Source organism: Paracoccus saliphilus (genome assembly GCF_028553805.1).
GTDB lineage: Bacteria > Pseudomonadota > Alphaproteobacteria > Rhodobacterales > Rhodobacteraceae > Paracoccus > Paracoccus saliphilus.
Map to the genome: position 1 here is coordinate 588,709 of NZ_CP067140.1, position 16,238 is coordinate 604,946.

Consider the following 16,238-nt stretch of genomic DNA (forward strand, 5'->3'; position numbering starts at 1 on the left):
TCGGGAACCGGATGGGTGAACCGCTCATTAGTTACAAGGTGACAGATATTTTTGCTTTACAGCAGAGGCAATCCGAACCACGATATATTGTAAGCACTTCCCGGCGATCCCGCCCGGTATTGAGGTCGCCACAAGGGTTAGCGGTCAAGGAATCGCTCTGGCAGTCAGGCAGGAGGCAGATATGGCGCAGACCGGCGAGTTTATCCCTAGCGACGACATCCACCCCATCGACATCGTCGAAACGGTCGCCACGCATCACGAATGGGACTTTGACCGACTGGCCGACGACCAGATCGCGATGATCGTGGAAGGTCAATGGCGAAGCTATTCCCTGACGCTGGCATGGTCTCCCGGCGAAGAGATGTTGCGGCTTATCTGCACATTCGACATGGACCCGCCTGCAGAGCGTCTGCCGGTGCTTTTCGAGGCGTTGAACCTCGCCAACGATCAGGTTTGGGAAGGCGCCTTCACCTTCTGGCCGCAACAGAAGCTGATGGTCTGGCGTTACGGGTTGGTGCTGGCTGGTGACAACCTGGCAACGCCGGAGCAGGTCGACGAGATGATCGGCAATGCGGTGAGCGCTTGCGAACGGTTCTATCCTGCGTTCCAGATGATCGGTTGGGCCAATTCCCCTGCATCCGAGGCGCTGGACATCGCCATGGGCGAGGCCTACGGACGGGCATGAGGGGACATTCGGTCCCCGCATGACAGGAGGGGAGCGGATGAGTGATTTCGACGATATCAACGCACGTGGCCTGGTACTGGTCGGCTGCGGCCGGATGGGCGGCGCGATGTTGCGGGGCTGGCTGGCGCGGGGCTTGCAGCCCGGCGCAGTCACGGTGATCGATCCGAAACTGGCGCCCGAATGGCAGGACAAGGGGCTGCGTGTGAACGTGCCACTGCCCGATGATCCGGCGGTGTTGATACTGGCGGTCAAGCCTCAGATGATGGCCGACGCGTTGGGAGAAATACCGAAGCTGACCGACACGCTGGTCGTTTCGGTCGCGGCGGGAACGACGATCGCCACTTTCGAGGCGGCTTTCCCGGGTGCTGCTATCGTTCGGGTGATGCCGAACACGCCTGCGGCAATCGGGAAGGGGATTTCGGCGATCATCGGCAACGGGGTCACCACTGCGGCGCATCTCGATCTGGCCGAGTCCCTGATGAGTGCGGTCGGGCGCGTGGTGCGCCTGGAAAACGAGGACCAGATGGACGCTGTGACCGGCCTGTCCGGTAGCGGCCCGGCTTATGTCTTTCACATGATCGAGGCGATGGCCAAGGCGGGCGAGGCGCAGGGACTGGCCCCGGCCCTTGCCCTGGAACTGGCAAGGATGACCGTCGCCGGGGCAGGGGCACTGGCCATCGATGCAGATGAGGATCCGGCGGCGCTGCGCGAGAATGTGACCTCTCCGGGGGGAACGACCGCCGCGGGGCTGAAGGTGCTGATGGATGCCGAGGCGGGCCTGCCGCCACTGATGGTGCGAACCGTCGCGGCGGCGACCGAACGGGGGCGCGAATTGGGGAAAGGCGCGAAATGACGATCAGTTTCGACGATTTCCTGAAGGTCGATATCCGCGTCGCGACCATCACCCGCGCAGAGCCGTTCCCCGAGGCGCGCAAGCCCGCCATCAAGCTGTGGCTGGATCTGGGTGAATTGGGTGAGCGTAAATCCTCGGCCCAGATCACCCGGCATTATCAGCCGGAACAGCTTATCGGCAAGCAGGTGCTCTGCGTGGTGAATTTTCCGCCACGCCAGATCGGGCCGGTCATGTCCGAGGTGCTGGTGCTGGGGGTGCCCGACAGTGATAGCGAAGTGGTATTGATCCGGCCCGATCTCGAGGTGCCGAACGGGGGGAGGCTCTATTGATGAAACTCTTGGTGACACGGCCGATGACCGAAACCGCGACAACCGCGCTGGAGGCGCGGTTCGAGACGGATTTCCGCGACAATACCCCGCTGACCGAGGACGAGGCTGCAGCGGCGATGCGGGACTATGACGCGATCATTCCAACCTTGGGGGACACTTTCACGGCCAAGGCTTTCGAAGGCGATCTCCGTTGCCGGGTTCTGGCCAATTTCGGGGCGGGATATAATCATATCGACGTGGCAGCGGCGAAGGCGGCCGGGGTGACCGTCACCAATACGCCCGATGTCGTGACCGACGCCACCGCCGATATCGCCATGACGCTGATCCTGATGACCATGCGCCGCGCCAGCGAGGGCGAGAGGCTGGTCAGGGCGGGACAATGGACCGGCTGGAACCCGACGCAGCTTCTGGGCGGGAACGTCTCTGGGCGGACCGTGGGCATCATCGGCATGGGCCGGATCGGCAAGGCCATCGCCCGGCGGTGCCATCTGGGTTTCGGCATGCGGGTGGTGTTCCACAATCGCTCGACCGTCTCTGCGCTGGATGTGCCGGCGCGGCAGATGCCGGGATTGCATGAGATGCTGCAAGCTTGCGATGTCGCCGTGGTGGCGGTGCCGGGCGGGGCGGGGACGCGCCACATGATCGGCAAGCCGGAACTGGAGGCTTTGGGTGACAAATCCTATCTGATCAACATTGCCCGCGGTGATGTGGTAGAGGAGGCGGCGTTGATTTCCGCCCTGAACGATGGCGTGATCGCGGGCGCTGGACTGGATGTCTATGAACGCGAGCCGCAGGTGCCTCGGGCGTTGATCGATGCTCCGAATGCCACGCTGCTGCCGCATCTGGGGACGGCCACGGACGAGGTGCGGACCGATATGGCGATGCGTGCACTCGCGAATCTGGTTGCCTTCGCAGAGGGGCAATCTCCGGGCGATCTGGTCAGCTGAAGGAACCGCCGATGCTTTACGCCTATATCACCCGCAACGGTCGGATGGTGCGGCTGGAGAAGGATGCCGATCTGGAACAGGCGATGTGGATCGACCTGATTCAGCCCAGTGACGCAGAGATCGACAGCCTGCGGGCGATAGGCGTTCCCATTCCCAGCCTTGCCGACATGGAAGAGATCGAGATCTCGAACCGGCTCTATCGCGAGGACGGGCTGGATTACATGACCGCCGTTCTACCCGGCGAGCGAGCGGATGGCGAACGCTCGGCGATGCCTGTCAGCTTTATCCTGTCCGCGCAACGCCTGGTGACAGTGCGCCATCATTCGCCGCGACCATTCCTGACTTTCCCGGATCGGGGCGAACGCTCGACGCTTGGATGCGGCACCCCCGACCGGCTGTTCGTGGGCCTAGTAGAGGAAATCATCGCCCGGCTTGCCGATATTCTCGAGGGATCTGGCCGGGTTCTGGACGATACGATGTCGGGGATTTTCGAGCCGCGTGCCAGCAGTTCGGGTTCGGATCGATTACAAGAAGCCCTGCGCCGGGTCGGGCACGAGGCCGAGTTGCTGGCGCGAGTGCGCCTTGGGCTTCTGACGATCGAGCGTATCCTCGCCTTTTACACTGCCATCATCGACGAGCGGCCCGAAACGGAAAAATTGCGGCCGGTGATCCGCTCGCAGTTTCGCGATGTGCAGGCGCTCGAGGTGCATGCGGATTTCCTGTCCTCGCGGGTCAGCCTGACGGTGGACACGACGCTTGGCATGATCAATCTGCAGCAGAACAATACCGTTCGCGTGTTGTCGGTCGTGGCCGCGCTTTTCCTGCCGCCGACGCTGATCGCAAGCATCTATGGAATGAACTTTACCAATATGCCCGAATTGAACCAGCCATGGGGCTATCCGATGGCCATCGGGCTGATGGTCGGCACGGCTGTCGGGATCTGGTTGTTCCTGCGGTGGAAGAACTGGCTTTAACCTGCCAGTGGAAACCGTTCGATCATGTGAAACCGCCCCTCCATGTCCTCTCCGGCCAGCGTCACCGCGTCGATCACATGCGGGTCGGACAGCAATGGGGCAAGCCGCGGGCGGAGCGTTTCAAGAACCAGTTCGGCATCAGGTGCGGTCAGGCGGTTTCCCAATGTCATGTGGAACCGGAACTCCTCCATGACCCAAGGATAGCCCCATCGATCCAGGTTGTCGCGTTGCCGGGGTGAAAGCCGGTCGGGGTTTCGTCGCGCCCGGTCGGCTTCGGTCAATGGCGCGCGATGGCTGTCAGGCTCGCTGACAAGGCGCGCGGCAAATGCGGTCAGGGGGGCATAGTCCGCGCATATCAATGCCGGAAACCCGTCCAGAACGGCTAGCCGTAATCCACCGGGAATCGCGATGGCAGATTGGTCCTCTGCCAGGGCGGCCAGATCGGTTCTCAACGCGGTTTCACTGCTGCCGGGGGCAAGCGCGAAGGGTGGTTTCAGAGTCGCGTGAAAGCCATAGCGGCGAGGCGTAGACGTTGTCCGGGCGATCCAGTCCGCCGGCATGTCCGCAATCCGGAAATGGACGTGGTCCCGGCCCGAGGCGATATCCCAGCCCAACCAGGACGCGCCGAATTCCGCCAGCGCACCGGTTGCCGTGTAATAGATCGCATAGCGTTTCCAGTTGCTCATACCAGGCCTTTCCCTGCATCGCCCTCGGTTCGCGAAGAACCTGCACGAGCCTGGCTCGAATGACCATATCAGAACTCTTCCGGGCGGCATATTCGAACCGGGTGGCCCGAATATGCTGGCTTCGGGACCAATTCGTAACATCACCTTGCTGTCAGACCGTCTGCGTCCTATCTCAACCCAAACCATCAGCGAGGTCTTTTCGATGCGCTCTTCTCTCTCCTACCTCTTCTGGCCATTGGTCGTGACCGTTTTGGGGATCGTGCTGGCCGGTTATCTGGGCTGGGAGTTTTCGGGGACGACGGGTGGGGCGCTGTCCTTTCTGCTGATCGCCGCCGTGCTGGCGGTGCTGGAAATCTCGCTTTCATTCGACAACGCCATCGTCAACGCCAACAAGCTGAAGGAAATGACTCCTGCATGGCAGCGGCGTTTCCTGACCTGGGGTATCCTGATCGCCGTATTCGGTATGCGAATCGTGTTTCCATTGCTGATCGTGGTGATCGCGGCCAAGATCGGGCCTATTGCCGCGGTCAAGCTGGCTGCAACCGATCCCGCGCAATATGCCGATCTGATCAGAGATGCGCATCTGCCCATTGCGGCATTCGGCGGGGCTTTCCTGATGCTGGTCGCGCTCAGCTTTTTCTTCGACCAGTCGAAACAGGTGGACTGGATCGGCAAGCTGGAGCGTTTCCTGCGGAGGTGCGGATCGGTGCGCGGGATGGAGGTCGGCTTCGTGTTGATCTTTATCCTGTTCTTCGTCTGGCTTCTGCCGGTGCGCGACGAGAAACTGTTCATGTTCAGCGCGATGTGCGGGATCGTGACTTTCCTTGCCGTCGATGCACTGGGCCATCTTCTGGATAAATGGGGCAAGTCGAGCTCCAGTGCCACCCGCAGCACCGCCCAGGTCGGGCTGGGCGGCTTCCTGTATCTGGAGGTGCTGGATGCCTCGTTCAGTTTCGATGGGGTGATCGGAGCCTTTGCGTTGACGCAGAACCTGTTCCTGATTGCCATCGGCCTCGGCATCGGAGCGATGTATGTGCGCTCGATGACGGTGATGCTGGTCGAACGCGGGACGCTGGCCGAGTTCCGTTACCTGGAACATGGCGCCTTCTGGTCGATCCTGACGCTGTCGATCATCATGTTCGGTCAGACCATGTGGCATTTGCCCGAAGTCGTCACCGGCCTGTTGGGTGCAGGTTTCATCGCTACGGCCTTCGTCAGTTCGATTCTCTGGAACAAGAAGCACAGGGCCGAGACAGAAAACACCTGATCCACGCCGATCACATCCGGTCGATCAGGTCCAGCATTTCAGGCGGGATCTGGCCCTCGCGGAGGGTGAAGCTGCGGCTGCGACGGCCTTCGACCGATACCGTGATGCGATAGGTCATGCGGTCGGCGCAATCGCTGCAATCCTGCGCGGCCAGGCGCTGCAATTCCCTTGTTCCGAAAGCATTATTCAGCTCTTGCCGCATCGGTTCGGCCTGTGCGTCCACATCGACCCGCTTGTGCAGGGCCGCGGCGGCGATGCCGCCAAAGCCGCCTTCCGCGTCGATTTCGATGATCATGATCACCCATCCGCCAATTAACCGCCAATCAGGCGAATGTAGGCCTAGATGCTGATTCCGACAAGTTTCCACGCCCGGCGCAGCATGGCCGCCTCATGGCTGCCCAAACCGGAGATCTCGGTCGCGGCCTGAAGGGTCTGATCGGCCCATTCGGCGAAGGAGGCCATCGGGTTGTTCAGCCGTTCCAGCGCGCGATACCAGACGCGCCCCGGCAATTCCCACGAGTTTCCGCCCAAATAGCTGCAGAACAAGTAGAAAGCGTGGTTCGGAATGCCCGAATTGATATGCACGCCGCCATTGTCCTCGGTGGTCGAGACAAAGCCGTCCATATGCCATGGCTGCGGATCCTGCCCCAGCAGATCGTCGGAATAGGCGGTGCCGGGCGCCTTCATGCTACGCAGGGCCACGCCGTTGATACCGGGGCCAAGGATGCCGCGCCCGACCAGCCAATCGGCTTCATGCACCTGCTGGCCAAGGCTGCGCTGCAAGGTGAGGCTGCCGAAGACATCGGCGATGCTTTCGTTCAGCGCACCCGATTGGTTCTCGTATATCAGCCCGCCGGAATGCTGGATGATGCCGTGCGCCATCTCGTGGCCGATCACCGAAAGCTCGAGGAAGGTCTTGAAAACCTTGCCATCTCCGGTGCCATAGGCCATCTGGTTGCCGTCCCAGAAAGCGTTGTTGTAGTTGCGGCGGTGATGGACGGTGGCGATCAGCGGCATGCCTGCGCCGTCCAGGGAATTGCGGCCGTATTCCTCGGCAAAGAGCGAGAACACCTGGCCCGCGCCGTCATAGGCGAGATCGGCGTCCTCGATGCCGGTGGGAGCGTCGCCTTCGCTGCGCACCAGCTTGCCCGGCAGGGCGGCCTTGTATTCGCCGTCATGGATGCGGCGGTCTGGGCAGCAGATATCCCCGGCCTCATCCAGTGCGGGGCCGGCGAGGGCGTCGGGGCGGATCGGCGGGGTCGGGGTGACGTGTTCTTCCCGCTCATCGCGTAGTTTTTCCGTTTGTTTCAACAGGCTGCGAGCCATGCGCGAGGTTTGTGCGTCGCCGCGCAGGGCCAGCACGCGCAGCATGTGGGGCGGGACGATGCAGTTGATTGGGTGATGGGTGCATGCGGGCAGCGAAAGGCACATGAGAGGGCTCCGGTCTGACGTCTCGGGCCAGTCTAGAGCCGATCGGGCGGGGATGAAAACACTGCGCGCAACGGTAGCGTGCGTTGCAACAGCACCACGGCGCAACGCGGGCGGAAATCAGCCTGCAATTGCTGGGTTTTCGGCTGCACAGCCCGTGCAAAAGGCGTACACAGCCTGTACACAGGGCGTACACAGGCAGCGTGCGTTGCGCGGTGATTGTGGGTCCGTGGTAAGCTTTGGGAAAATTGAAGGGCGACCCGAAGGGCCGCCCTCGCGCGAGGCGACATTTCCGAAGTGATCAGCCGTTCAGGAGAGAAATGCCATTCTTCCTGTGCCGCTCGACCAGTTGCTTCATCATGATACCCTTCCCGGGAATTGGGCGGATGGGTTCGGCGATGAAATCCGGCTCGGTGATTTCCGGGAACAAGGTTCTGATTTCCTGCGCGGCGGCGGGAGACATGCTTTTCAGGGCTTCCGGCCCGGTGAACAGGCTTTCGGTCGGCGCATCCTCGGAGAAGATCACCTGATGCCTGTCGAACAGGATGTGGAAATAGGTCACATCCTCGATATCCTCGGCGATTCCTATGCCGTTCATGCCGACCAGCTTGATGGCGGGAATCAGGATTTCATCGGTGCCGAATATGCGCTGCGCGATTTTTGACCTGACGAGAACCCGGTGCTGGCGGCTGACCATCAGGTCCTGCTTTGGAAGGCCGTTGCCAAGCGCGCCTGCGGAGATGCGGATTGGGCGCAGCTTCGGATTGCGGGCAAGATCGATAGCGTCGCGTTTGGTCGAGCCGATCCAGCGGATGGGTTGGTAGCCGTCATCCATGGTAGCGATCATGTCGCCGGGCTGGAGTTCCTCGACCGGTTTGTTGCCCTCGCTGGTTTCGATCAGGGTGTTGGCGGTGAAGCAGATGATGGAGTCTTCGCCCGCACCGAAAAGATCGGAATAGGCGATGTCAGGCGCATGACCATTCAATGTGTCGCCATACCAGACTCCGCCGGGAGACATGACATCGTTCAAGGAGTATGTCTTGCCTTCTTCAAGAAGTTTGGGATCCAGATTGGAGAAAGTGATGTAACCGTAATTGATTGCCTGGTCGCTTATCTTGTATATTCCGGCATTTCCAAGTTCGGGAACCTCTTTATATCCGAGCGACCAGACGTTCTTGCCAGCTTCCGACAGATATTGACTGTCCGACCGACCATAGGCGTAGTCGTGTAGCGTCGCGTCGTCATCGGAAATCGTGATCTGTACAAAATTCGAGATGTCGTCAATTCTGAAATGTCTATGGGCTGTGAAGTCATCCCCGTTCTGACCCTGATGGGATAGCCAAGTTACGTTACCTTCGTAAATGGCCCAAAAAGTATACTCTGCCATAACTAACCCCTCTAACTCTGAACTGCCGACGAAGCGCCTGCTCCACGGATAAACATGGTTAACGGGATGATTCGAAATACCCCTTCCTCAAAAGAGCAAGGCCATCTGTTCCGAATGTGGAACAGATGGCAAAACTAACTTCGATTCATGTAGTGCAAAACCGGATCAGCCGGGTTCGACCCTGTTCCCGTTCTCCCGGTTGAACAGATGCAGGTTCTTGCGGTCGAAACCCAGCTTCAGCGTATCGCTGAGCGGGGCGTCCGAGGGCAGTGCGATGGTGATCGCCTCGCCGCCGGTCCGGCCATGCACCAGGCGTTGCGCGCCAAGTTCTTCCACCGCCATCACGTTCATCTCGATTGGCCCATCCTCGGCGACGGACAGATCCTCGGGGCGGATGCCGATGGTGCCGGCATGGGCTGTGCCAGGCAGGTGTGGCACAGCCTTTGCGTCGAGCAGGTTCATCGCCGGGCTGCCGATGAAACTTGCCACGAAGGTCGAGGCCGGGCGGCGATAGACATCCAGCGGAGTGCCGATCTGTTCGATCCGGCCACCGTTCAGCACCACGAGGCGGTCGGCCAGCGTCATCGCCTCGAGCTGGTCATGGGTGACGTAGATCGAGGTCGTGCGCAGGCGCTTCTGCAGGTCCTTGATCTCGAGTCGCATGGCCACGCGCAGCTTGGCGTCGAGATTGGACAAGGGCTCGTCGAACAGGAAGGCCGCCGGTTCGCGGGTAATGGCGCGGCCCATGGCGACGCGCTGGCGTTGCCCGCCCGACAGGGCGCGGGGCTTGCGGTCGAGGAAAGGGCCGATCTGCAGGATCTCGGCGGCCTCGTTCACGCGGCGCTCGATCTCGGCTTTCGAGGTGCCGCGGTTCTTCAGCCCGTAGGCGAGGTTCTGGCGCACCGACATATGCGGGTAAAGCGCGTAGTTCTGGAACACCATGGCGATGTCGCGGTCGGCGGGTTCGATCTTGTTGACGACGCGATCACCGATGCGAACCTCACCCTCGGTGATGGATTCCAGCCCGGCAACCATGCGCAGAAGCGTGGATTTTCCGCAGCCCGAGGGGCCGACCAGCACGATGAACTCGCCATCCGCGATGTCGATATTCACGTCCCCCACGGCGCGGGTGCCGCCGGGATAGACCTTGCCGAGATTATCAAGCGTGATCGATGCCAATTTATTTCTCCGTCTCGACAAGGCCTTTGACGAACAGTCGCTGCATGCCGATGACCACCGCCACGGGTGGAAGCATCGCCAGGATGGCGGTCGCCATGACCAGGTGCCATTGGGGCAGGCCGTCCACCACGTCGGCCATGCGCTTGATGCCGGCGACGATGGTGTAATACTGCGCGTCGGTGGTGATGAGCAGCGGCCAGAGATACTGGTTCCAGCCATAGATGAACAGGATGACGAACAGCGCTGCCATGTTGGTGCGCGACAGCGGCAGCAGGATGTCGCGGAAGAATTTCATCGGCCCGGCGCCGTCGATGCGGGCGGCCTCGGTCAGCTCGTCCGGGATGGTCATGAAGACCTGCCGGAACAGGAAGGTCGCTGTGGCCGAGGCGATCAGCGGCAGCGACAGGCCGGCATAAGAGTTCAGCAGCCCCAGCCCGGCGACGACCTGGAAACTGGGCACGATGCGGACCTCGACCGGCAGCATCAGGGTGATGAAGATGCACCAGAAGGCCAGCCCACGGAAGGGAAAGCGGAAATAGACGATGGCGAAGGCCGAGAGCATCGAAATGGCGATCTTGCCGATGGCGATGGAGAGCGCCATCACAAGGCTGTTGAACATCATCAACCCGACGGGCGGCGTGCCGCTGGTCGACAGCCCGGTATCCAGCATCGTACGGTAATTCTCGATCAGATGTGGGCCGGGCCACATCGGGATGGTGCCGGACATGAAATCGGTCGCGCCGCGGGTCGAGGCGACGAAGGCTACCCATACAGGCAGGGCGACGATCACGACGCCGGCGATCAGCACCAGGTGGGCGAGGAAGGACAGGCCGGGGCGGTTCTCGATCATCAGTATTCCACCCTTTTCTCGACATAGCGGAACTGGATGACCGTCAAGGCGATGACGATCATCATCAGGATCACGGATTGCGCGGCCGAGCTGCCCAGGTTCTGGCCGATGAAGCCGTCGAAATAGACCTTGTAGACCATGATATTGGTGGCCTGCGCCGGGCCGCCTCCGGTGGTGGAGTCGATGACCGCGAAGGTCTCGAACATGGCGTAGACGATATTCACGACCAGCAGGAAGAAGGTTGTGGGTGACAAAAGCGGGAAGGTGATGTCGAAGAAGCGCCGCACCGGACCCGCGCCATCGATGGCGGCCGCTTCGCGCAGGCTGGCCGGGATGGCCTGAAGACCGGCGACGAAGAACAGGAAGTTATAGCTGATCTGCTTCCATGCGCTGGCGATGACGACAAGGATCATCGCGTCGGTTTTCGAGCGGTTGTGGTTCCAGTCATAGCCGATCACGTCGAGGATATAGGGCATGATACCGACGGTCGGGTTGAAGATGAACCACCACAGGATACCGGCGACAGCAGGGGCGACCGCATAGGGCCAGACCAGAAGCGTCGTGTAGACGCGCGAGCTGCGCAGCATCCGATCCACCGCGACGGCGAGCAGCAGCGCCACCCCCATCGATACCACGGTGACCGAGACGGCGAAGATTACCGTGACCTTCATCGAGTTCAGGTATTGGGCGCTGTCCAGCAGCCCGTGGAAATTCCTCAGACCTACAAAGCTGGAGTTGATACCGAAAGCGTCTTCGCGAAGGAAACTTTGCCGGATGGCCTGACCGGCTGGCCAGATGAAGAAGATGAAGGTGATTGCAAGCTGCGGCGCCAGCAAGAGCCAGGGGAGCAACTGGTTGTTGAAGATCGTGCGCTTCATCGGGGGCCCGGTCGAAAAGGGAAACGGGGGCCGCGATCCGCCGCGGCCCCCGAAATATGTATGGTTACTGGCTCTGGGCTTCGAACTCTTCCAGAAGCGTGTTGCCGCGTTCGACCAGGCTGTCCAGCGCGCCTTGGGCGTCCTTGTCTCCGCCCAGCATCTGCTCGAATTCCTCGTCGATGATGCCGCGGATCTGGACGTAATTGCCGAAGCGCAGACCCTTGGAGTTCTCGGTCGGCTCGTTCAGCGTGATCTGCTGAAGCCCCACCTCGGAGCCCGGGTTCTCTTCGTAATAGCCCTGCTCCTTGCCCAAGTCATAGGCCGCCTGCGTGATCGGCAGGTAGCCCGAGAACTGGTGCCAGTCGGCCTGAACCTCGGGGCTGGAGAGATATTCGAAGAATTTTGCGGCCCCGGCATATTCCTCGTCCGGGCGGCCCGACAGCACCCAGAGCGTGGCCCCGCCGATGATCGAGTTCTGCGGTGCGCCCTCGACATCGTCGTAATAGGGCAGCATGCCGTAACCCAGTTCGAAATCCGTGGCATTCGCGATCACGCCCGCCCGGCTGGCCGAGCTGTTCATGATCATCGCGCATTCCTGAGAATAGAACTTGGGGGGAGCGTCGTCGCCGCCGACCGGCCCGCCATATTCGAAGATTCCTTCATCGGCCCATCTATTCAGGTTTTCCCAATGCTTCACCTGCGCCGGACCGTTCACGCTCAGCCGTGCCTGCGGGCCGCCGAAGCCATTCTGCTCGGTGCCGATGGGCTGGTTGTGCCAGGCGCTGAAATTCTCGACCTGAATCCAGCTGACCCAACCGGTCGTGAAACCACAGGATGCTGCGCCGGATTCGATGATCTTGTTGGAAAATTCTTCCATCTCGCCCCAGGTCTTGGGCGGCGTTTCGGGATCAAGGCCGGCCTTCTCGAACACGTCCTTGTTGTAATACAGGATCGGGGTCGAGCTGTTGAACGGCATGGACAGCATGTTGTCGTCAGTGTCGGTGTAGTAACCCACGACGGCGGGCAGGAAGGCGGACGGGTCGAAATTCGCGCCCTGTTCTTCCATCAACTGGTGCACGGGAACGATGGCGCCTTCGGCTGCCATCATCGTGCCGGTGCCGACCTCGAAGACCTGCACGATGGCGGGCTGTTCCTCGGCCCGGAATGCCGCGATCGCCGCCGTCATGGTTTCGGGATAGGTGCCTTTGTAGGACGGGATGACATTGTATTCGTCCTGGCTTTCATTGAAGCCCTGAACGATTTCTTCAAGCTTGGAGCCCAGCTCGCCGCCCATGGCGTGCCACCACTGGATATCGGTCTTGGCATGTGCGGCGGTCAGCGAAGCAGCCAACGCCACCGCAGATGCGGTGCAAAGTCGAAACATTTATTTTCCTCCCCATGGAGTTGCGGTTCGCAGCCGGACCTAACCGGCGGTTGTGACGAAGGCGCAACATTATTGTGAGTGAAATGTGACAGTCTTTGACCAGCCGGTCAACGGTTTCGAGCCGCCAGATGCGCGAAAATGCTCGGCAATGTTCCCCAATGTTCCACGCAGGGAGGTGAAGAAAGCCGGACGAACACGCCGGTTCAGTTTTGCTCGGTCCCGCCGAACAATCGCTTCGCGGTCCCGATCAATGGTACGATCGTTACCGAAAGGATCGGATTGAGCACCTTTTCGACGATCGGGATCAGGATCAGGCCGAGGATCAGGCCAACCACGCCATCGAGGAAAGCCGTGGTGGTCCATTCGGCCAGCCCGGAAATCTGTGGCAGGGCATGGGCAGCGGCCTCGGCCATGTGATGCACCCAGTCATAGGGAGCGTGCCAGCCCATCTCGCCCAGCCCGTGCAGGATGATCTGCCCGCCGACCCAGATCATCGCGGCGGTACCGACGATGGTCAGCGCTTTCATGAAACCCGGCATGAACTTGACGATTCCCCGCCCGAATGCGGCGATGGCCCCGCGACGCTCGGTCGCAAGGTGGACGCCGACATCGTCGGCCTTCACGATCAGCGCGACGAAACCGTAGACAGCGACCGTGATGCCGACCGCGACCACGGCGAGGATCAGTGCCTTCGCAAGCAGCGAGTCCTCTGCCGGGATGGTCGAAAGCGCGATGGTCATGATCTCGGCCGAGAGGATGAAATCGGTCTTGATCGCACCTGCCACCCGCTGCTCTTCCAGTGCGGCGCCCTCGCTTTCGGGATGGGTATGCTGTTCGCTGTCATGCTCGTGCCCGTGGCCGAAGGCATGGGCTACCTTCTCGGCACCCTCGAAGCACAGATAGCTACCGCCAAGCATCAGCAGCGGCGCGATCAGCCATGGCGCGAAGGCCGAGAGGAGCAGCGCCACGGGCAGAAGGATCAGCAGCTTGTTGAGGATGGACCCGCGTGCGATTTTCCAGACGATGGGAAGCTCGCGGCTGGCATCGAAACCATGCACATATTTCGGCGTCACAGCCGCGTCGTCGATGACCGCGCCAGCAGCCTTGGCCCCGGCCTTGGCAGCCTGGCCCGCGATGTCATCGACCGATGCCGCCGCGACTTTCGAAATACTCGCGACATCGTCCAGAAGCGCAATCAGCCCGCTCATGTGTTCCCTCGATCCGGTTTGTTGCCTTGGCCATATGTGAATGCCGAATGGGCCGGTTGTTCAAGGCCTGTTCCGTACCGGCTGCTCGTCCGAGTTGCAATTTTCAGCAATCATACCGCCAGAAAAGGCCCGCTCGTTTGTATTCGCGCGGGCCTATAGGCAAGTGATAGATATGATGAGGGAAAGGTCGTCCGATCACATCTTGGGCAGCATCACCGTGTCGATGACATGGATCACGCCGTTCGACTGATCGACATCGGGAATGGTGACGGTTGCAACCGTGCCGTTCTCGTCGGTTAGCAGCAATTCGTTATTCGTGCCGATGGAGGCTGTCAGTTCGCAACCACCAAGGGTTTTCACCGGATGTGCGCCACCATCGTCCTTTATCATCTGTCCGATGGCCGGGGACATCGCATCGGCCGCGATGACATGACAGGAAAGAACCGTGGCCAGTTGCTCCTTGTTTTCCGGTTTGAGCAGGTCGGCCACGGCCTCTTTGGGCAGTTTTTCAAAAGCGGCGTTGGTTGGCGCGAACACGGTGAACGGACCTTCTCCCATCAGGGTCTCGGCGAGACCGGCGGCTTTCACTGCCTCGACCAGGGTGGTGTGATCGGCGGAGTTCACGGCGTTCTCGACAATGTTGCGATCCGGGAACATCTCGGCTCCGCCAACCATGGTATTGGCGGCCATTGCCGTTCCTCCGATCGCAAGAGCAAGCGCGGTTGCGCCGAGGGTATTTACGAGTTTCATAGGTTCATTCTCCGTTACGAGAAGGCGCGCCCATCGCGCCCTGTGCCTCTAGACACGGAGGGTGAGGGGAAAAGTTGCGCTCTTCCCGACATGACGATGTTCACAAACGTGTGAGGCTCGCGATTGCCAGAATCGGTCCGGTTGCCTCGCCTGAGGGTGATCCGCCTTTCGGTTCATCCGAGATCGCAATTTGCACGTTTTCGCCGGGCGTTGCGTCTTCGGGCAACCCTACGCGGGTACTGCCAGAGGGGGGGATCAGCCCAAGAGAGACGGGGGCGGAGCCATCGGACTCTATCCACCAGATTTCGAAATCGCGATCATCCGCCGCGGCTCCCTGTTCCAGCGTGATCTCGATTTCGCGGTTTTCGAGGAGGGCGGCGATGCGAAGCGCCTCGTCTTCCGAGACGAGTTCGGCCCGATAGCCGGGACCGGCTGTGTCCTGCATCGATCCGGGGAGCCACAGGAACACGGCGATGGCGGCAACAGCAACCAAACCCGCCAATACACCCAAAGGCCCGCGCCACCATGGAAGCGCCTTGGTCGGATCCTCGGTCAGCGGCGCGGCGATATGCCCCAGCCTTTCGCGGATTCCCTGCCATGCACGGGCGGGCGCCATCACCGGGGTCATTCCCTCGGCCATGCCGGCGAGGTGTTCCTGCCAGTCGCGGACATTCTGTGCGAAGGCCGGATCCTCGGACAGACGCGCCACGGCAGCCTGCGCCTCCTCGCCTTCCAACAGGCCGAGCGCCAGCTCTGCCGCCAAAGCGTCGTCTTCTTGTTCCGGGGTGAGCGGGGTCTCTTCTGTCATTGGCTGACACAGTCCTTGAGGCGCATCAGGCTGCGGCGCAGCCAACTGCGGACGGTGTTGATCGGCTTGTCCAGGCGGGCGGCAAGATCGGCGTAAGTCTGGCCTTCCAGGTAGATGGCACGAACTGCCTCTGCCTGATCTTTGCCAAGTTCTGCTAGGCAATTATCCAACAGCTTGCGTTCTTGCGTGCGGATCGTGGCGGCTTCGGGACCCGGTTCGCTCGAAGGAAGTGTTTCCGCCTCATCGGAGGGAAAGGTCACGGGGCGCGATGTGCGGGCACGCAGGCGGTCGATGGCGCGATTGCGGGCGATGGTGATCAGCCATGTCATCGGGGACAGGCCGTTCGACGCATAGCGGCCCGCCCCTTGCCAGATCTTGATATAGACCTCTTGCAGCGTCTCTTCCGCTTCGGGACGATCCTTCAGCACCGAGACGCAGATGGCATGCAATTTGGATGAGGTCGCTTCGTAAAGCATCGCGAAAGCGTCACGATCCCCAAGGGCCGTGCGTGCGATCATCTCTTCCAATTGATTTTTGGTGGAGTCCTTCACGCGTGGCCTCGGTTTGGGATGCGGTTGGCGCCGACCTTATTGAGAGCTGAATGCAGCGTCAACGCGACAACGGC

The 16,238-nt window shown here is 61.0% G+C and carries 18 protein-coding genes; 6 read left to right on the top strand and 12 right to left on the bottom strand.

From position 1 onward, the window contains the following. Window positions 1-181: 181 nt before the first annotated feature. The 5 genes from JHX88_RS02770 to JHX88_RS02790 are packed head-to-tail and all read left to right on the top strand — an operon-like array spanning window position 182 to window position 3,788. Window positions 182-685, top strand: a complete 504-nt coding sequence (locus tag JHX88_RS02770; RefSeq protein ID WP_076522697.1) for a type III secretion system chaperone family protein — start codon at window positions 182-184, stop codon at window positions 683-685. A gap of 37 nt (window positions 686-722) precedes the next feature. After that, window positions 723-1,538 carry a pyrroline-5-carboxylate reductase gene (gene proC / locus JHX88_RS02775; protein ID WP_076522699.1) on the top strand — a complete coding sequence of 272 codons (816 nt, stop codon included), beginning with the start codon at window positions 723-725 and terminating at the stop codon, window positions 1,536-1,538. Beyond that, a complete protein-coding gene (locus tag JHX88_RS02780; RefSeq protein ID WP_076522700.1) occupies window positions 1,535-1,867 on the top strand; it encodes a tRNA-binding protein in 333 nt (110 codons plus the stop codon). Before proC ends, JHX88_RS02780 begins: the two co-directional genes overlap by 4 nt. Beyond that, window positions 1,867-2,814 (top strand): 2-hydroxyacid dehydrogenase, encoded by a 948-nt coding sequence (locus tag JHX88_RS02785; RefSeq protein ID WP_076522702.1) that lies wholly within the window; start codon window positions 1,867-1,869, stop codon window positions 2,812-2,814. The genes JHX88_RS02780 and JHX88_RS02785 overlap by 1 nt, the downstream gene beginning before the upstream one ends. 11 nt (window positions 2,815-2,825) lie before the next feature. Continuing rightward, complete coding sequence (locus JHX88_RS02790) at window positions 2,826-3,788, top strand: magnesium transporter CorA family protein (protein ID WP_076522704.1); 963 nt, start codon at window positions 2,826-2,828, stop codon at window positions 3,786-3,788. Here the strand turns inward: JHX88_RS02790 and JHX88_RS02795 are convergent. After that, the gene (locus JHX88_RS02795) at window positions 3,785-4,474 is read right to left on the bottom strand and encodes a DUF1045 domain-containing protein (protein WP_076522706.1); all 690 of its coding nucleotides are present in this window, start codon (window positions 4,472-4,474) and stop codon (window positions 3,785-3,787) included. The genes JHX88_RS02790 and JHX88_RS02795 overlap by 4 nt on opposite strands. A gap of 202 nt (window positions 4,475-4,676) precedes the next feature. On the opposite strand from JHX88_RS02795, the gene JHX88_RS02800 reads away from it, so the two are divergent. Beyond that, on the top strand, window positions 4,677-5,741 hold the full coding sequence (locus JHX88_RS02800; RefSeq protein ID WP_076522969.1) for a DUF475 domain-containing protein: 1,065 nt from the start codon (window positions 4,677-4,679) through the stop codon (window positions 5,739-5,741). Between the two features lie 10 nt (window positions 5,742-5,751). Here JHX88_RS02800 and JHX88_RS02805 read toward each other — a convergent pair whose 3' ends face one another. From JHX88_RS02805 to JHX88_RS02855, 11 genes are all read right to left on the bottom strand, one after another. Next, window positions 5,752-6,036 carry a protealysin inhibitor emfourin gene (locus tag JHX88_RS02805; protein ID WP_076522708.1) on the bottom strand — a complete coding sequence of 95 codons (285 nt, stop codon included), beginning with the start codon at window positions 6,034-6,036 and terminating at the stop codon, window positions 5,752-5,754. A gap of 44 nt (window positions 6,037-6,080) precedes the next feature. Beyond that, window positions 6,081-7,172 (bottom strand): M4 family metallopeptidase, encoded by a 1,092-nt coding sequence (locus JHX88_RS02810; protein WP_076522710.1) that lies wholly within the window; start codon window positions 7,170-7,172, stop codon window positions 6,081-6,083. A gap of 298 nt (window positions 7,173-7,470) precedes the next feature. Then, the gene (locus tag JHX88_RS02815; RefSeq protein WP_272848168.1) at window positions 7,471-8,556 is read right to left on the bottom strand and encodes a Hint domain-containing protein; all 1,086 of its coding nucleotides are present in this window, start codon (window positions 8,554-8,556) and stop codon (window positions 7,471-7,473) included. A gap of 165 nt (window positions 8,557-8,721) precedes the next feature. Next, a complete protein-coding gene (locus JHX88_RS02820) occupies window positions 8,722-9,735 on the bottom strand; it encodes a sn-glycerol-3-phosphate import ATP-binding protein UgpC (protein ID WP_076522712.1) in 1,014 nt (337 codons plus the stop codon). Between the two features lies 1 nt (window position 9,736). Then, window positions 9,737-10,585: a sn-glycerol-3-phosphate ABC transporter permease UgpE gene (gene ugpE, locus JHX88_RS02825; protein ID WP_076522714.1), complete on the bottom strand. Its 849-nt coding sequence runs from the start codon at window positions 10,583-10,585 to the stop codon at window positions 9,737-9,739. Then, window positions 10,585-11,463 (bottom strand): sn-glycerol-3-phosphate ABC transporter permease UgpA, encoded by an 879-nt coding sequence (gene ugpA / locus JHX88_RS02830; protein WP_076522716.1) that lies wholly within the window; start codon window positions 11,461-11,463, stop codon window positions 10,585-10,587. The genes ugpE and ugpA overlap by 1 nt, the downstream gene beginning before the upstream one ends. Before the next feature lie 64 nt (window positions 11,464-11,527). Continuing rightward, on the bottom strand, window positions 11,528-12,847 hold the full coding sequence (ugpB, locus tag JHX88_RS02835) for a sn-glycerol-3-phosphate ABC transporter substrate-binding protein UgpB (RefSeq protein ID WP_076522718.1): 1,320 nt from the start codon (window positions 12,845-12,847) through the stop codon (window positions 11,528-11,530). A gap of 203 nt (window positions 12,848-13,050) precedes the next feature. Then, a complete protein-coding gene (locus JHX88_RS02840; protein ID WP_076522720.1) occupies window positions 13,051-14,055 on the bottom strand; it encodes a DUF808 domain-containing protein in 1,005 nt (334 codons plus the stop codon). Between the two features lie 195 nt (window positions 14,056-14,250). Further along, window positions 14,251-14,805, bottom strand: a complete 555-nt coding sequence (locus tag JHX88_RS02845; protein ID WP_076522722.1) for a fasciclin domain-containing protein — start codon at window positions 14,803-14,805, stop codon at window positions 14,251-14,253. A 100-nt stretch (window positions 14,806-14,905) separates the two neighbouring features. Continuing rightward, window positions 14,906-15,613 carry an anti-sigma factor gene (locus JHX88_RS02850; RefSeq protein ID WP_076522724.1) on the bottom strand — a complete coding sequence of 236 codons (708 nt, stop codon included), beginning with the start codon at window positions 15,611-15,613 and terminating at the stop codon, window positions 14,906-14,908. After that, window positions 15,610-16,164, bottom strand: coding sequence for a sigma-70 family RNA polymerase sigma factor (locus JHX88_RS02855; RefSeq protein ID WP_336389921.1), 555 nt, complete (start codon window positions 16,162-16,164; stop codon window positions 15,610-15,612). Before JHX88_RS02855 ends, JHX88_RS02850 begins: the two co-directional genes overlap by 4 nt. Window positions 16,165-16,238 lie beyond the last annotated feature (74 nt).

Coding starts and splice junctions, on each gene's coding strand:
- JHX88_RS02770 (WP_076522697.1), top strand. CDS start 182: ATGGCGCAGACCGGCGAGTTTATCCCTAGCGACGACATCCACCCCATC.
- proC (WP_076522699.1), top strand. CDS start 723: ATGAGTGATTTCGACGATATCAACGCACGTGGCCTGGTACTGGTCGGC.
- JHX88_RS02780 (WP_076522700.1), top strand. CDS start 1,535: ATGACGATCAGTTTCGACGATTTCCTGAAGGTCGATATCCGCGTCGCG.
- JHX88_RS02785 (WP_076522702.1), top strand. CDS start 1,867: ATGAAACTCTTGGTGACACGGCCGATGACCGAAACCGCGACAACCGCG.
- JHX88_RS02790 (WP_076522704.1), top strand. CDS start 2,826: ATGCTTTACGCCTATATCACCCGCAACGGTCGGATGGTGCGGCTGGAG.
- JHX88_RS02795 (WP_076522706.1), bottom strand. CDS start 4,474: ATGAGCAACTGGAAACGCTATGCGATCTATTACACGGCAACCGGTGCG.
- JHX88_RS02800 (WP_076522969.1), top strand. CDS start 4,677: ATGCGCTCTTCTCTCTCCTACCTCTTCTGGCCATTGGTCGTGACCGTT.
- JHX88_RS02805 (WP_076522708.1), bottom strand. CDS start 6,036: ATGATCATCGAAATCGACGCGGAAGGCGGCTTTGGCGGCATCGCCGCC.
- JHX88_RS02810 (WP_076522710.1), bottom strand. CDS start 7,172: ATGTGCCTTTCGCTGCCCGCATGCACCCATCACCCAATCAACTGCATC.
- JHX88_RS02815 (WP_272848168.1), bottom strand. CDS start 8,556: ATGGCAGAGTATACTTTTTGGGCCATTTACGAAGGTAACGTAACTTGG.
- ugpE (WP_076522714.1), bottom strand. CDS start 10,585: ATGATCGAGAACCGCCCCGGCCTGTCCTTCCTCGCCCACCTGGTGCTG.
- ugpA (WP_076522716.1), bottom strand. CDS start 11,463: ATGAAGCGCACGATCTTCAACAACCAGTTGCTCCCCTGGCTCTTGCTG.
- ugpB (WP_076522718.1), bottom strand. CDS start 12,847: ATGTTTCGACTTTGCACCGCATCTGCGGTGGCGTTGGCTGCTTCGCTG.
- JHX88_RS02840 (WP_076522720.1), bottom strand. CDS start 14,055: ATGAGCGGGCTGATTGCGCTTCTGGACGATGTCGCGAGTATTTCGAAA.
- JHX88_RS02845 (WP_076522722.1), bottom strand. CDS start 14,805: ATGAAACTCGTAAATACCCTCGGCGCAACCGCGCTTGCTCTTGCGATC.
- JHX88_RS02850 (WP_076522724.1), bottom strand. CDS start 15,613: ATGACAGAAGAGACCCCGCTCACCCCGGAACAAGAAGACGACGCTTTG.